A 14,748-nucleotide genomic window follows, 5' to 3' on the forward strand; every position below is an offset into this window, starting at 1 on the left:
GTCTCCTGTGTCAGTTTACAAGCAGCTTACTCCTGGTCCGCCGAATACGCCGCGGACATCTGCTTGCGGCGTCTGCGGTCGGCGCGCGCCAGCATCACGGCATACGCGATCACGGCGAGCGTCACGACGAGGATCGTCAGCGCGGCGATCGCATTGACGCGCGGGTCGAGTCCCAGACGCGCGCGCGAGAAGATCACCAGCGGCATCGTCGTCGAACCGGGACCGGACAGGAAAGCGGACAGCACCACGTCGTCCAGCGACAGGGTAAACGTCAGCAGCCAGGCCGAGGCCAATGCCTGCGTGATGTTCGGCAGGGTCACGAGGAAGAACACCTGGTGCGCGCGGCAACCGAGGTCCATGGCCGCTTCCGCCAGCGACTTGCTCATTTCCTGCAGGCGCGATTGCACCACCACGGCCGCATACGCCATGCCCAGCAGGGTGTGACCCAGCCAGATGGTCAGCACGCCCCGCTCGGGAAAACCGAAGACCTTTTGCATGGACACCAGCATCAGCAGCAGCGACAGGCCGATGATCACTTCCGGCATCACCAAGGGCGCGCTGACCATGGCGGAAAACACCGTGCGGCCGCGGAAGCGCTGGTAGCTGGTCAAGGCAAAGGCGGCGAAGGTACCGAGGATGACGGAAGACGTCGCCGACATGAAGGCGATCTTCAGGGATAAACCGAAGCCCGAGATGATTTCCGCATCGTTCATCAACTCGCTGTACCAGCGCAGCGAAAAGCCGCTCCACACCATGTCCTGGCGCGAGCTGTTGAACGAGAAGACGATCAGCACGATGATGGGCAGGTACAGGAACAGATAGCCCAGCGAGAGCCAGCCGCGCCCGAACCAGCGCTGCAGGAAGGTACGTCCGTTCATGTGCGCTCCTCCGCGTCCTGGTCGGTCTTGTATTTGTTAAAAATGGCCATCGGCACGAGGATCAGCAGGATCACCAGCACCGTCACGGATGAGGCCATGGCCCAGTCGTTATTCGTGAAATATTCATCCCACAGCACTCTGCCGATCATCAGGGTTTCCGGACCGCCCAGCAGCTCGGGAATCACGTATTCGCCGACGGACGGAATGAAGACCAGCATGGCGCCGGCGATGATGCCCGACTTCGACAGCGGCACGGTGATGCGCCAGAACGCCTGCAAGGGCGTGGCGCCCAGGTCGGCAGCCGCTTCCAGGAAGCGCACGTCCATTTTGACCAGATTGGCGTACAGGGGCAGGATCATGAACGGCAGATAGGCATACACCATGCCGACGACCAGCGAAAACGAGGTATTCATCATGTGCAGCGGTTCGCTCACCACGCCCAGCGCGATCAAGAGATCGTTGAGCAAGCCGTGGTTGGCCAGGATGCCCTTCCACGCATACACGCGCAGCAGGAACGAAGTCCAGAACGGCAGCATCACCAGCATCATCAGCACGGGGCGGATGGACGGCCTGGCGCGCGCCATGAAGTAGGCGAACGGGTAGCCGATGAACAGGCAGATGGCCGTGGTGATGGCCGCGTACTTGATGGAACTGAGGTAGGTGAGCAGATACAGTTCGTCGGCGGCGATGAACAGGTAGTTGGCGATTTTCACCTTCAGCACGACGATGCCGTCGACGTACGACAGCAGGCCGCCGAACGGGCTGCCCGCCGTATCCATGTCGGACAGGCTGATGCGCAGCACGATCAGGAAGGGCACCAGAAAGGCGGCCGTCAGGAACAGCGCGGGCACGGCGATGACGGCGGTGCGCCCAGTGACCCAACGCAGGATGACGAGCTTGCGCAGCGATTGCAGAATGGACGTCATGATGGCCTCAGCTGGTCAGCACGACGATGTCGGCGCCGTCCCACCACACCCACACGCGCTGTTCGCGCTCGAGGCGCGCGGCGTCGTGGCGGGCCGCGTTGGTGCGCGAGACTTTCACCACCGTACCGCTGTCGAGGCGCACGTGGTAGCTGGTTTCATTGCCAAAATACGCCATGGCGACGATCACGCCCTGGGCGCAGTTGTAGCCGTGTTCCTTTGGTGACGCGCGCTCGTCCAAGGCGGGCGGCGCGATCTGGATGCCGATCTTTTCGGGGCGCACGGCCACCGACACGTCCATGCCCAGGTTGCCCGTGATGCCATGCGCGACATAGTGGCGGCCATCGGGCGTGTCGATGACCACGTGATCGGGTTCGTCTTCCGTGATACGGCCGTCGAACAGGTTGACGCTGCCGATGAAGTCGGCGACGAAGCGGCAGTTCGGCGTCTCGTAGATTTCGCCCGGCGCGCCCACCTGCAGGATGCGCCCTTCGCTCATGACGGCGATGCGCGTGGCCATGCTCATGGCCTCGTCCTGGTCGTGCGTGACCATCACGCACGTGACGCCCACCTGCTCGATGATGTTGACCAGTTCCATCTGCGTGCGTTCGCGCAGTTTTTTATCCAGCGCGCCCAGCGGCTCGTCGAGCAGCAGCAATTGCGGCCGCTTGGCCAGGCTGCGCGCCAGCGCCACGCGCTGCTGCTGCCCGCCCGACAGCTGGTGCGGCTTGCGCTTCGCATACTGCCCCAGCTGCACCAGCGCCAGCATCTGCTCGACCCGCGCCGCCACTTCCGCTTTCGGCAAGCCGTCGCGGCGCAGGCCGAAGGCGATGTTGTCCCACACGGACAAATGGGGGAACAGCGCGTACGACTGGAACATCATGTTGATGGGCCGCTGGTGCGGCGGCACGTCGACGATGCTGTTGCCCGCCAGGGCGATGCGCCCCGAGGTCGGCGTCTCGAAGCCGGCCAGCATGCGCAGCAGGGTCGACTTGCCGCAACCTGAACTGCCCAGCAGGGCAAAGATCTCGCCCTTGTTGATCGTCACGGAAATACCATCGACGGCGCGCACGCCATCGAATTCCTTGACCAGCTGATCAATCAGCAAGAAAGGCGCTTGGGCGTCGCTGGCCGACGCGGCAGGTGTTGCTATCGTCATGTGTGGGTAGCTTCTGGGTAAGAGGGTGTCAAAATGAAAAACTGGCCACTACAGGAGCGGCCAGGATGGAAGTTTAGCGGAACTGCCGCCATTGCGGTCCAAAAAATACGCAGATGGCGGCAAAATGGGGCAAAAACCTACACCCAGCCCTTCGCCTTCACCTCGTCATACGTCTTGTCCAGGCACAGCCGTATCAGCGCCACCATCTCATCGATCTGCGCGCGCGTCATGACCAGGGGCGGGGCGACGATCATGCGTTCGCCCACGGCGCGCATGATGACGCCGTTGTCGAACATATGGCCGCGGCAGATCATGCCCACGCCCTGGCCCTCGTCGAACAGCTCGTTGTCGTGCACGGTGGCGCCCTTGCGGCGCACCAGGTTCAGGCCCGCGACCAGGCCGCAGCTGTCCGCATAGCCGACCAGCGGATGCTCGCCCAGGCTGGCGAAGCACTGCTTCAGGTACGGTCCCGTGTCGTCGGCCACCTTGGCCACCAGCTGCTCTTCCTCGATGATGCGGATGTTTTCCAGCGCGGCCGCGCAGGCGACGGGGTGACCGGAATACGTGAAACCATGCGTGAATTCGCCGCCCCGCTCGATCAATACCTTGGCCACCCTGTCGCCCACCAGCACGCCGCCCAGGGGCACGTAGCCCGAGGTGACGCCCTTGGCAAAGGTAATCAGGTCGGGCTTGATGCCGAACAGCTCGGAGCCGAACCAGCGCCCCAGGCGGCCGAAGCCGCAGATGACTTCATCGGCGATGAGCAAGATGCCGTACTTGTCGCAGATGCGCTGGATTTCGGGCCAGTAGGTGGAGGGCGGGATGATGACGCCGCCGGCGCCCTGCACCGGTTCGCCGATGAAGGCGGCAACCTTGTCGGCGCCGATTTCGAGGATCTTGTCTTCCAGCCAGCCAGCCGCCTTCAGGCCGAAGGCTTCCGGAGTCAAGCCGTGGCCCGACTCCAGGTAATTGGGCTGGCCGATATGCGCGATGCCCGGTATCGGCAAGCCGCCCTGCGCATGCATGCCGTCCATGCCGCCCAGCGATGCTCCCGCCACCGTGCTGCCGTGATACGCGTTGTGGCGGCTGATGATGGTGTGGCGCTCCTTGTAGCCGAGGATATCCCAGTAGCGGCGCACCATGCGCACATTCGTGTCGTTGCCTTCCGAGCCGGAACTGGTGAAGAACACATGCTGGAACTGCGGCGGCGATATCTGCGCCAGCTTGGCCGCCAGCTGCGCGGCCGGCACGTTCGTCGTGCCAAAGAAGCTGTTATAGAAGGGCAGCGTTTCCATTTGCCGGTACACAGCTTGCGAGATCGACGTGCGGCCGTAGCCCACGTTGACGCACCACAGGCCCGACATGCCGTCGACGATCTTCTTGCCCTGGCTATCCCACAGGTAGACGCCGTCGCCGCGCACCATCACCCTGGCGCCCTTGCTTGCCAGGTCCTGGAAATCGGTGAACGGATGCAGGTAGTGGGCCGAGTCCATTTTCTGGATGGCGGCCGTATCGTAGACCTGCGGCGCCGCGTTTTTCTGCGCCACGGAGGCTACAAAAGCGGCGCTCGGCGCCAGCGGATTATTGGATGTGCTCATAGGTGATCCTTTATACGTGCAGCAAGAGATGTTCGCGCTCCCACGGACTGATGACGGTCATGAATTCCTGGTGCTCCAGATCCTTGATGGCCGCATACACGTCGATGAAGCGTTCGCCCAGCACCGTGCGCAGCTTGTCTTCCGCGCGCAGCAACTGCAGGGCTTCGGGCAAGCCTTGCGGCAGCTCGAACTTCATGTCGTAGGCGCTGCCCACCATCATCGGCGTCGCTTCCAGCTGCTCCGTCATGCCCAGGTAGCCGCAGGCCAGGGTGACGGCCAGGGCCAGGTAGGGATTCGCGTCGGCGCCGATGATGCGGTTTTCCACGCGGCGGTCCTGCACGCCCGACTCGGGCACGCGGAAGCCCACCGTGCGGTTGTCCAGGCCCCACTGGATGTTGATCGGCGCGGCCGTGTGGCGCACGATGCGGCGGTAGGAGTTCACGTAGGGCGCGACGATGGCCATGGCCGACGGCATGTAGCGCTGCAGGCCCGCGATGTAATGCTTGAAGATGGGCGCGGCCGAACCGTCCTCGTTGCTGAAGATGTTCAGGCCCGTCTTCGCATCCGTCACGCTCTGGTGCACGTGCATGGCGGAACCCGGTTCGCCCGCCATGGGCTTGGCCATGAAGGTGGCGTACATATCGTGTTTTAACGCCGCTTCGCGCAGGGTGCGCTTGAAGAAGAAGACCTTGTCGGCCAGGCCCAGCGGATCGCCGTGCAGGAAGTTGATTTCCATCTGCCCCGCGCCGATTTCGTGGATCAGGGTATCGACGTCAAGGTTCATCAGTTCGCAGTAATCGTAGATATCCTCGAACAGCGGGTCGAATTCGTTGACGGCGTCGATGCTGTACACCTGGCGGCTCGTCTCGGCCCGGCCGCTGCGCCCGATGGGCGGTTTCAATGGCAAGTCGGGGTCCGTGTTCTTCGCCGTCAGATAGAACTCCAGCTCCGGCGCCACCACGGGTTTCCAGCCCTTGTCCGCATACAGTTTCAGCACGCGCCTTAGCACGGAGCGGGGAGCAAAATCGACCAGCGCGCCATCGGCAAAATAGCAGTCGTGGATGACTTGCGCGGTGGGGTCCGTAGCCCAGGGCACCATGGTGATGGTGGTGGGATCGGCCTTTAAAATCATGTCGCGGTCGGTGCTGGAAATGGCGCGGTCATAGCCTCCATCGTCGACCGGATAATTGCCCGTCACCGTCATGCCCAGTACCGCCTCCGGGATGCGCATGCCGCGCTCCTGGGTGAATTTCCCGCGCGGCAGGATCTTCCCCCGCGCCACGCCCGTCAAGTCGGGGACCAGGCATTCGATTTCCGTGACGCGCTTTTCATTGAGCCACAAATCCATATCCGTATAGGTGAAATTTTCGCGTATTGCCATGTTTCCCTCTCGCTGGTCTTGATCAAACACCGCGTGCTGCGGGCGGCGCGCCTGTCATTCTGTCTTTCTGTGCTGCTGTTCCTGGTAATCCCGGCAAGCCTGGCCAAAGGCATCGAACAGCCGCATGGACTGCGGATTGTCTTCCACCTGCCATTCCGGGTGCCATTGCACGGCCAGGGCAAAACCGGCGGCGCTGGCCACCGTGTACGCTTCCACCAGGCCGTCGTCGGCCAGCGCTTCCACCAGCAAGCCATCGGCCAGCCGGGCGATGCCCTGGCCATGCAGGGAATTGACCATCATTTCGCTCTCGCCGCCCAGCAGCCGCGACAGCAGGCCATCGGGCATCAGCTTGATGCGGTGCGCGGGCGCGTACTGGCGCGCCAGGGGATCGAGCACGTTCTCGCGGTGGTCCATCATGCCCGACACCGCGTGCACGGCCTGGTGCAGGCTGCCGCCCAGGGCCACGTTGACTTCCTGGAAGCCGCGGCAGATGGCCAGCAGCGGCAACTGGCGCGCCAGCGCGGCGCGGATCAGGGGCAAGGTGGTGGCGTCGCGCGCGGGGTCCTGCGGCAGGTCGGGATGCAGGATCTCTTCGCCATACAGGCGCGCGTCGACGTTCGAGGCGGAACCGGTCAGCATGACGCCGTCGACGACCCGCAGCGCCGCTTCCAGGTCGGCATCGGCGCCCAGCGCGGGCAGCAGCAGCGGCATGCAGCCGGCGCCGCGCAGCACGGCGTGCAGATACTTATCCTGCGCCATGTGCCAGGCGTGGCTGCCCAGTTGGCGCTGGCAGGCGGGAACGAGAACGATGGGACGGCGCATGGTGCTACCTCGCTGGCGTGACGATCCAATGACAGCGCCATGACAGCGCTGCCGCTCGCTTCACTGTACAGCAGAGCCGGTAGAGGCGGCCACACCGATGGACGTGGCCAGCGGCGGCGCATATCGCCTACACTACGGCTTTGCAATATTGCCTTTATTTAAATCATCATATGCCCGTCCGGCGCCAAACACCAGCGCCGCAGGCACAGTTGCCTACTTTCCCATGCATCCACACCGTTTTTCAGCCTTCCCGAACACCTTTTTCACCGTGCGGGGGCAGCCATGAAGCACATGCCGTGGCGCGACTTCTTCGCCCTCGTGGTCAGCATCGGCGTGGTGGGACTGGGCCTGGGCGCCACCATGCCGCTCACCGCCCTGACCCTGCACCAGTGCGGCGTGGGCACGGACATCATCGGCATGATCACGGCCGTCAGCGCCCTCGGCATCCTGGCTGCCTCGCCGTTCGTCTCGGGCTGGGTGGGGCGTTTCGGCGCCCGCGCCACCATGCTGGGCGCCGTCTGGGTGGCCTCGCTGGCGACGATCGCCATGCAGTTCAGCGACCACCTGCTGGCGTGGAGCGTGCTGCGCTTCCTCTTCGGCGGCGCCATGGGCGTGCTGTTTACCATCGGCGAAGCGTGGGTCAACCGCCTGGCGCCCGATAATTCGCGCGGCCGCGTGGTGGCCATGTACACCACCAGTTTTACTTTCTTCCAGCTGATCGGTCCCGCCCTCGTGGCCCTCTTCAACGACAAGATTGCGTGGAGCTTCGCCGCCTGCGGCCTGCTGTTCTTGCTGGCCGTGCCGGGCCTGATGCTGATCTCGAACAGCGGCCCGGAAAAGGAGCCGCAAGAACACGGCGTGCAGTGGACCCTGATCCTGCCGCGCATGCCGATGATCGTGCTGGGCGCCGCCTTCTTCGCCCTGTTCGACACGCTGGCATTGAGCTTGCTGCCGCTGTATGCGATGGAGCACGGCATCGGCACGGACCTGGCCCTGCTGTCGGCCACCGTGGTGCTGGTGGGCGACACGGGCCTGCAATTCGCGCTGGGCTGGATGGCCGACCGCTTCGGCCGCGCCAGGGTGCACGCGGGCTGCGGCGTGGCCGTCTGCCTGCTGCTGCCGCTGCTGCCGTTTGCCGTCGGCACGCCATGGCTGTGGTGGACCTTGCTGCTGTTGCTGGGCGCGGCGGCGGGCGGCATCTACATGCTGGCGCTGGTGGCATGCGGCGAGCGTTTCACGGGGCTGTCGCTGACCAGCGCCAGCGCCATCGTCAACGCCACCTGGGGTATCACCAGCGGCGGCGGTCCCCTGCTGACGGGCGTCCTGATGCAATCGGCCGGCGTAAACGCCCTGCCGGCCGTGATGTGGGTGTGCGCCGCCATTTTCGTCGGCAGCGCCGTGTGGGAGCGCAGGAAGGGGATCGTGTAAAGCGCTACTTCGGTATTTTTTCCAGCCGCTGCCGCAGCTCCTCGGCCACCGGATAGTCGGGATACGCCTGCCGGAACGCCGTCCACTCCTCGTGCGCCAGGGTACTCTCGCCCGCCTTGAGCAGGGCGTCGATCTTCACCAGCCACACGGAGGCGTCGAGCTTTGCGGGCGGCGGCAGCGGCGCGGAGCGGGCCGCCACGGGCGCGGGCATGGCCAGCGCGCGCTGCGCCGGCGCCTGGCGCTGCAGGCCGGCTTCAGCCTGCATGGCGGCTTGCTGCTCCATCGCCTCACGCATTGCCGGGGCCGGAGGGGGCGGCGGTGCTGGCGGAGGCAGGGGTACTGACACGTGCGCGGGTACTGGCTCGGCCTGCGCTAGCGGCCTCGGTGCCGCCTTGGCCATGGCGCGCGGCGCCGGCGGTGGTGGCGCGGACGCAGTCGCAGGGGCAGCGGCCGGTGCGGCTTCCCGCATCACCTCCTGCGTGAGCGGTTCCCCGACCACGGGAAACTGCGCCGGCTTCGAGCCGAACCAGTCCACGCCGATCAGGTTTACCGTCAGCAGCACGGCGGCGGCCAGCCCCAGCGGAACGCGCCAGCGCTGCAGGTAATCGGGCGATTTCTTGGCGGGCAAGGTGCGCAGCACGCCATCGGCGCCGTCGTTCGCGGCGACGGGTTTTGCCAATGCTTTTTCAGCGTCGGCCAGGATGGCCGCATCGAGCGCGCTGGAAGGCGCGGGCTGCGGCAGGCTGGCCAGCAGCGCGTTCAATTCCTCGTCATTCGGTTCGTCGTGATTGTGCGTATTCATGCCTGTCCTCCCGCGCCAGCGGCGCTGTCCAAGCCCGCGCGCAATTTCTGCATGGCGTAGCGCAGCCGGCTCTTGACGGTTTCCGCTTCCGCCCCCGTCACCGCGGCGATCTCGAGGATGCTCATGCCGCTGAACTGCTGCAGCACCAGCGCTTCCTTCTGTTCCGCCGGCAGCGCGGCGATGGCCGCATGCAGCCGCGCGTGCTGCTGTTTCTGCTCCAGCGACTGCGGCGGCGAGGCGCCCTCGTCCGGCAGTTCGGCCGCGTCGCCGTGCTCCTGTCCTTCCCGCTGGCGCAGGAGGTCGATCAGGCGGTTGCGCGCGATCTGGTACAGATAGGTGCGAAACGCCGCCTGCGGCTGGTAGCCGGCGCGTGCCGCATGCAGGCTGGCCCACGCATCCTGGACGATCTCGTCCACCCACGCGCGGCGCGGCGAACGCCAGGCCACGAAGCGGTACAGTCCCTGGCTGTGGCGCCGGTACAGCTCGCGAAACGACGGCAGGTCGCCGGCGCTGTAGCGCAGCATCAGTTCTTCATCCGTCGCGGTCAGTAAGGTATCGGGCATGCGGACCAGTGTAGCCGAACTACGCGGCGGCGACAATTTCCCTGCGCCTTCAGCGTACAGTGGACGCGATGGGCGCATAGCTGACGCGGCGTACTTCGCGGATCTGTCCATCCCTGAGCGCCCCTTCCACCAGTTCATAGCCGAGCAGGGCGAATACCCGGCCCTGCAGGAACAGCGGGCGCGCATTGCCGTACCAGTCCACGCAGGACGCGCGGCAGCCGTCGTCCGGCGCCTGGCCAGGCCGCGCGGCCAACGCACCCAGTTCCGTCAACCGCAAGCCGCTGTTGCGCAGATACAGGACGGAGGCGGCCGACTTGTTGAGGCCAGGCCGCTCGTCCGCGCCCAGGATGGGCAGGCCGATCAAGCCCTCGCCGGCCGTTTGCGGCTTGTAGAAAAAGCCGTGGCTGCGCGACTCGCCCTGCGCCGCGTCGGCGCGGATGTAGCGCGTGGCGACCGCCGCCTGCGCCCCCAGGCCGATGGTGCTGAAGTGCAGATCTCTGCCCTGCGCGCCGATCACCACGGCGTCATTGCCCAGCGCCTCGATGCGCTCCACGCCATGCGGCAGGGACAAGGCTTGCACGCTGCCCGCATCGGCCCAGCGCACGGCATACAGGGGCTGGCGCGGCCAGGCCTGATCGGCCTTGCGGCGTCCCGCGTTGCCCGGATTGCCATACAACAGATACGGCCCCACGTAGCGGTTCTGCAAGCCATAGCCACCGCCACCGGGCAGCGCCTTGTAGCTGCTGGCCGGCGCGCTGTCGCGGCCATCGGAAAACGTGGCCAATGGCACGCGCAGCAAGGCCATGTCGCCACGCCCTTTTGCGCCATCCCACATGGCGTCGCCCTGGCCCTCGGCGCGCAGCAGGACGTTCAGGTGGCCATCCACGCTTTCCAGGAACGAGAACTGGTCGACGGGCGCCCCCGCCACCTTCAGGGCGCTGGGCGCCGAGCCGTCAAGGGGAATGCGGAACACGCCCGAGTCACTGCCCCGGCGCGTGGTCCACACGAAAACGGATTCGCCCGATACATAGAACACGCGCCCCTGCGGCCCCATCACGGCGGTCGCTTCGCAGCGCATGTCGCGCTGCGCCAGGTCGCACACGGTGACCGTATGCAGGGTCAGACCAAAGCCTGGTTCGGGCTCTTCATCGGTGCGGTAGATGCGCGTGGCCGGCGCGATGCGCTTGAAGTCGGACGGCACGGCGTCGGAACGCCAGCGGCGCAGCGCGGGAAAGCCGCCGAACGGGTCGCCCCGGCGCAGGTTCAGCGACAGGGGCGAATAGAACACCAGCTTGCCGCCGATCAGGCGACTGGCGTAATTGCGCGAGGAATAATAATCGTTGGAGCGCAAATGATACGTGGCGCGGTAGGCCAGCTTGCCATCCGCACCGATGTCGAACAGGCCGATCTCCGTGCCGCCACGGCTGTAGCTGTAGCCGATCACCACCACCGTGTCGCCATCGATCAGCATTTCGTCATACCAGCTGCCGGACGGGTCGCTGCCCGGCGCGAACGCATCGAGCGAGGCGACGGGCTGCAGGGCATTGCCCCCCACCTGCACGGTAAACAGCTTGCCGCGCCGGAGCATCACCAGGTGCTTGCCGTGCAGCTTGACGATGCCGCCTTCGTCCACGCCAACCGTCTGCACATTGGTGACCGATTCGGCCGCCTCTGCCGACGCCGCCGGCGCCGCTTTCGCCACCATGGGCGCTGGCGCTGGCGGCGGTGCGGGCGCCGTCGCCGCGTACTGCGCCGTGGCGCGCTGCAGTTTCTGCTGCTCCCTTTGCAGCGCCGCCTGGCGCGCCTGCAGCTGCTGCAGGTAGGCGCTCAAGGCTTGCTCGCTGGCGAATGGCGCCAGGGTCTTGCGCGGCGCCGTGCCGGCGGCGTGGCTGCCTGCCGACAGCAGCAGGGACAGTATCAAGGTGATCTTGAGGGCGCTGGACATCGCTTCTTCTCCGGTTGGCTGGGGTGTCCAACATGAAACGCAGCAGCCCAGAAAAAAGGGTTAAAGACGCGCAAAAATATTCACGCGGCTGCCACCTTACTCAAAACCCCGTATGCGGTCGCCGTTGAAATTCGGCAGGCGCCACTCGAAATGCAACGCCAGGAAACGGAACAAAAAGCCCGCGCCGATGGACGCCAGCTGCGCCACCGAGCTGTCGACCTTGAAGTGCAGCAGGCCGACATACAGGGCGCCCGTGAACAGGGCCACGGTGGCATACACTTCGCGCTGCAGCACCAGGGGAATCTGGTTGCACAGGATATCGCGCAGCAGGCCGCCGAAGACGCCCGTGATCATCCCCGCCAGCACGACGATGGCCGGGTGCATCTTGGCCGACATGGCGATGTCGCAGCCGATCACGCAAAACGCCACCAGGCCCAGGCCATCGACCAGCAGGAAAATGGCGCGCAGATGGTGCAGGTAGCGCGCGACAAAAGCGGTGACGACGGCCGCGCCGATGGTAAACAGCAGGTACTCGGGATGCGCGATCCAGCCCAGCGGATAGTGCCCCAGCAGCACGTCGCGCACGGTGCCGCCGCCCAGCGCCGTGACGGTGCCGATCATGCAGATGCCGAACAAGTCCATGCCGCGCCGCATGCCCATGATGGCGCCGGACATCGCTTCGGCGACAATCGCCACCAGGTAGATCGTATATAACAGCATGGTCTTACTCTTCCGAAAATGATTTGAGAATTTGTTCGCGTTCGCGCGCTTCGCTCAGGGTGCGTGCTTCATTCGTGCCCGTGCCGGAGCCGCCATCGCCGCCAGTGCCAGCTTCACCGTGCGCCATGCGCGTATCGGCAGCGCCGCTGCCGCAGCCGACGCTGCTGTGGATAAAGGCGAAGTTATCCTTCAGGCAGTCGCCAGCCAGGTATTCGGCATACACGTAGTCGCCATCGAGCAGGGCCAGGCCAGGCGGTTCGGCCAGCACCTGTTCGCGGCGGCCCTGCACGGCCACCTGCATGTAATCGCGCCAGACGGGCAGCGCCAGCGTCCCCCCGGTGGCGTTGCCCAGGCTCTTGGGCTGGTCGTAGCCGAGCCAGACGACGGACACGAGCCCCGAGGAATAGCCGGCGAACCAGGCGTCGTACGCATTGTTCGAGGTGCCCGTCTTGCCGGCCGCGTCGCCGCGTCCCAGCGCCAGCGCGCCGCGTCCCGTGCCGCTCTTGACGACGTCGCGCAGCATGCTGTCCATGACGTAGGCATTGCGCGTGGAGATGACTTGCGTACCGGGTGCAGGCGCGCCCTTGGCGCGTGGCGCCGCATCGCTGAACAGCACTTCTCCGCTGCGGCTGCGCACTTCCTTGATCAGCTTGGGCGGCATCTGCACGCCGCCGTTGGCAAACACGGCATACGATTGCGCCAGCTGCAGCGGCGTGACGGCGCCCGCGCCCAGCGCCAGCGGCAGGGAGACGGGATTGCGCGCGCCCTCGAAGCCGAAGCGCGTGGCGTAGTGCTGCACGTAGCCGGGGCCGGCCGCCTGCATCAGGCTGACGGCCACCAGGTTTTTCGAGCGCACCAGGCCGCGCCGCACGCTGATGAAGCCTTCATAGTTGTTGCCATAATTGCGCGGGCGCCACGGCTGCGCGCCCGTCTCCCGCGGCAGCAGCAAGCGCTGCGTATCGTCCACGGCCGTGCCGGGAAAATAGCCCTTTTCCAGCGCCGCCGAATACACGAAAGGCTTGAAACTGGAACCGGGCTGGCGGTAGGCCTGCATGGCGTGGTTGTAGTGGTTGCGGTAAAAATCGAAGCCGCCCGCCATGGCGACGATTTCGCCGCTGTGCGCCTCGACGGAAATGAGCGCGCCTTCCATCTCGGGCAGCTGGCTCACCAGCCAGCGCTTTTTCGCCGCGTCGTGCACCACGCGGATGACGCTGCCCTCGACGATGGCGCGCTTGCCATCCCACTGCAGCTTGCCGCCCAGGCGCGCATCCGATGCCGTCAGCACGATCTCGTCGCCATTGCGCAGCTGCGCCGTCAGCTGACGCTTGCCGCTCGCCTCGACCTTGCGCACCAGGGCGGCGCGCAGTTCGCCGCTGTCGGGGTAGGCGGCCAGCTGGCGCGCCACGCTGTCTGCGGAGGCGGTCAGGCGCGCTTCCGGGCCGCGATAGCCGCGCCGCGCCTGCGCGTTCAGCAAGCCATCGCGCAGCGACTTGTCGGCCGCGCGCTGCGGCGCCATGCGGATGGTGGTCGTCACGTCCAGGCCCATGCTGTAGGCGCCTTCCGGGTAGCTTTGCAGGATCAGCTGACGCGCTTCCTCGACCGCATACGCGGCCGCGTGCACGGAGCTGTTGCGGTCCTTGTTCAGGGCCAGTTTTTCCGCCACGGCGGCGTCGTATTCGGCCGGCGTGATGTAACCGAGTTCGCGCATGCGCTGCAGGATGTAATGCTGGCGCACGGTGGCGCGCTGCGGATTGGCGACGGGGTTGTAGGCCGACGGCGCCTTCGGCAGGCCGGCCAGCATGGCCGCTTCGGCGATGCTGACCTCGGCCAGCGGCTTGTCGAAATAGATGTTCGAGGCGGCGGAAAAACCGTAGGAGCGTTCGCCCAGGTAGATCTGGTTCATGTACAGCTCCAGCAGCTTGTCCTTGCCGTAGTGCTGTTCCAGCTTGTAGGCGAGCAGCATCTCCGTCAGCTTGCGCTGCACGGTCTTTTCGCGCGACAGGAAAAAGTCGCGCGCCACCTGCATGGTGATGGTGCTGGCGCCCTGCGCGTGGTGACCCGTGACGACGTTGGCCAGGGTGGCGCGCGTCAAGCCGTAAAAGTCCACGGCGCCATGCTCGTAGAAGCGGGCATCCTCGATGGCCAGCAGGGCCTGGCGCATGCGCAGCGGGATATCCTTCAACGGCAGGAACTCGCGGCGCTCTTCGCCGTACTCGGCCAGCAGCTCGCCTTCGCTGGAGAAAATGCGCAGCGGCAGCGCGGGCTTGTACTGGGCCAGGTGCTCGACGGCCGGCAAGTCCTGCCACGCCTGGCGTAGCCACCAGCCGCCCGCCAGGCCTGCGGACAAACCCAGGCCCAGGGTCAATCCCAGGCCGAATTTCAGCTTGCGCGCCAGTTTAGACTGCGGCTTGCGGGGGGTGTGGTCGTTCGCTTGTGCTTCCATGGTGATATTCCCTTGCTGCCAGGAGGCCGCGCGCGGCGCTCCATCAAAGAGGCATTGTGCACTGCAACACACCCATCCTTATAAAA

12 protein-coding genes are annotated in these 14,748 nt (G+C 65.7%); 1 reads left to right on the top strand and 11 read right to left on the bottom strand.

All coding sequences use genetic code 11. From position 1 onward, the window contains the following. Positions 1-26 precede the first annotated feature (26 nt). From AC07VH_RS06735 to AC07VH_RS06760, 6 genes are all read right to left on the bottom strand, one after another. Complete coding sequence (locus tag AC07VH_RS06735) at positions 27-878, bottom strand: ABC transporter permease (protein WP_493044974.1); 852 nt, start codon at positions 876-878, stop codon at positions 27-29. Next, positions 875-1,804, bottom strand: coding sequence for an ABC transporter permease subunit (locus AC07VH_RS06740; RefSeq protein WP_494788227.1), 930 nt, complete (start codon positions 1,802-1,804; stop codon positions 875-877). Before AC07VH_RS06740 ends, AC07VH_RS06735 begins: the two co-directional genes overlap by 4 nt. Positions 1,805-1,811: 7 nt before the next feature. Then, complete coding sequence (locus AC07VH_RS06745) at positions 1,812-2,960, bottom strand: ABC transporter ATP-binding protein (RefSeq protein WP_494788226.1); 1,149 nt, start codon at positions 2,958-2,960, stop codon at positions 1,812-1,814. Positions 2,961-3,097: 137 nt separating this feature from the next. Further along, on the bottom strand, positions 3,098-4,558 hold the full coding sequence (locus tag AC07VH_RS06750) for an aspartate aminotransferase family protein (protein WP_494788225.1): 1,461 nt from the start codon (positions 4,556-4,558) through the stop codon (positions 3,098-3,100). 10 nt (positions 4,559-4,568) lie between these two features. Continuing rightward, entirely contained in the window at positions 4,569-5,939 is a 1,371-nt protein-coding gene (locus AC07VH_RS06755; RefSeq protein ID WP_076565894.1) for a glutamine synthetase family protein, read from the bottom strand. A gap of 54 nt (positions 5,940-5,993) precedes the next feature. After that, positions 5,994-6,761 (bottom strand): gamma-glutamyl-gamma-aminobutyrate hydrolase family protein, encoded by a 768-nt coding sequence (locus AC07VH_RS06760; RefSeq protein WP_494788224.1) that lies wholly within the window; start codon positions 6,759-6,761, stop codon positions 5,994-5,996. A 282-nt stretch (positions 6,762-7,043) separates the two neighbouring features. Between AC07VH_RS06760 and AC07VH_RS06765 the strand changes: the two genes are divergently transcribed. Beyond that, entirely contained in the window at positions 7,044-8,189 is a 1,146-nt protein-coding gene (locus AC07VH_RS06765) for an MFS transporter (RefSeq protein WP_494788223.1), read from the top strand. Positions 8,190-8,193: 4 nt separating this feature from the next. On the opposite strand, the gene AC07VH_RS06770 is transcribed toward AC07VH_RS06765, so the two are convergent. The 5 genes from AC07VH_RS06770 to AC07VH_RS06790 form a co-directional block, all read right to left on the bottom strand. Next, complete coding sequence (locus AC07VH_RS06770) at positions 8,194-8,991, bottom strand: hypothetical protein (protein WP_494788222.1); 798 nt, start codon at positions 8,989-8,991, stop codon at positions 8,194-8,196. Continuing rightward, positions 8,988-9,554 carry a sigma-70 family RNA polymerase sigma factor gene (locus AC07VH_RS06775; protein ID WP_494788221.1) on the bottom strand — a complete coding sequence of 189 codons (567 nt, stop codon included), beginning with the start codon at positions 9,552-9,554 and terminating at the stop codon, positions 8,988-8,990. Before AC07VH_RS06775 ends, AC07VH_RS06770 begins: the two co-directional genes overlap by 4 nt. Positions 9,555-9,603: 49 nt before the next feature. Continuing rightward, complete coding sequence (locus AC07VH_RS06780) at positions 9,604-11,499, bottom strand: beta-propeller domain-containing protein (protein ID WP_494788220.1); 1,896 nt, start codon at positions 11,497-11,499, stop codon at positions 9,604-9,606. Positions 11,500-11,595: 96 nt separating this feature from the next. Further along, a complete protein-coding gene (locus tag AC07VH_RS06785; protein ID WP_071075300.1) occupies positions 11,596-12,219 on the bottom strand; it encodes a trimeric intracellular cation channel family protein in 624 nt (207 codons plus the stop codon). Between the two features lie 4 nt (positions 12,220-12,223). Further along, the gene (locus AC07VH_RS06790; RefSeq protein WP_494788219.1) at positions 12,224-14,662 is read right to left on the bottom strand and encodes a penicillin-binding protein 1A; all 2,439 of its coding nucleotides are present in this window, start codon (positions 14,660-14,662) and stop codon (positions 12,224-12,226) included. Between the last annotated feature and the right edge of the window lie 86 nt (positions 14,663-14,748).

The sequence above is a fragment of the Janthinobacterium sp. GW821-FHT03C10 genome, assembly GCF_059420865.1.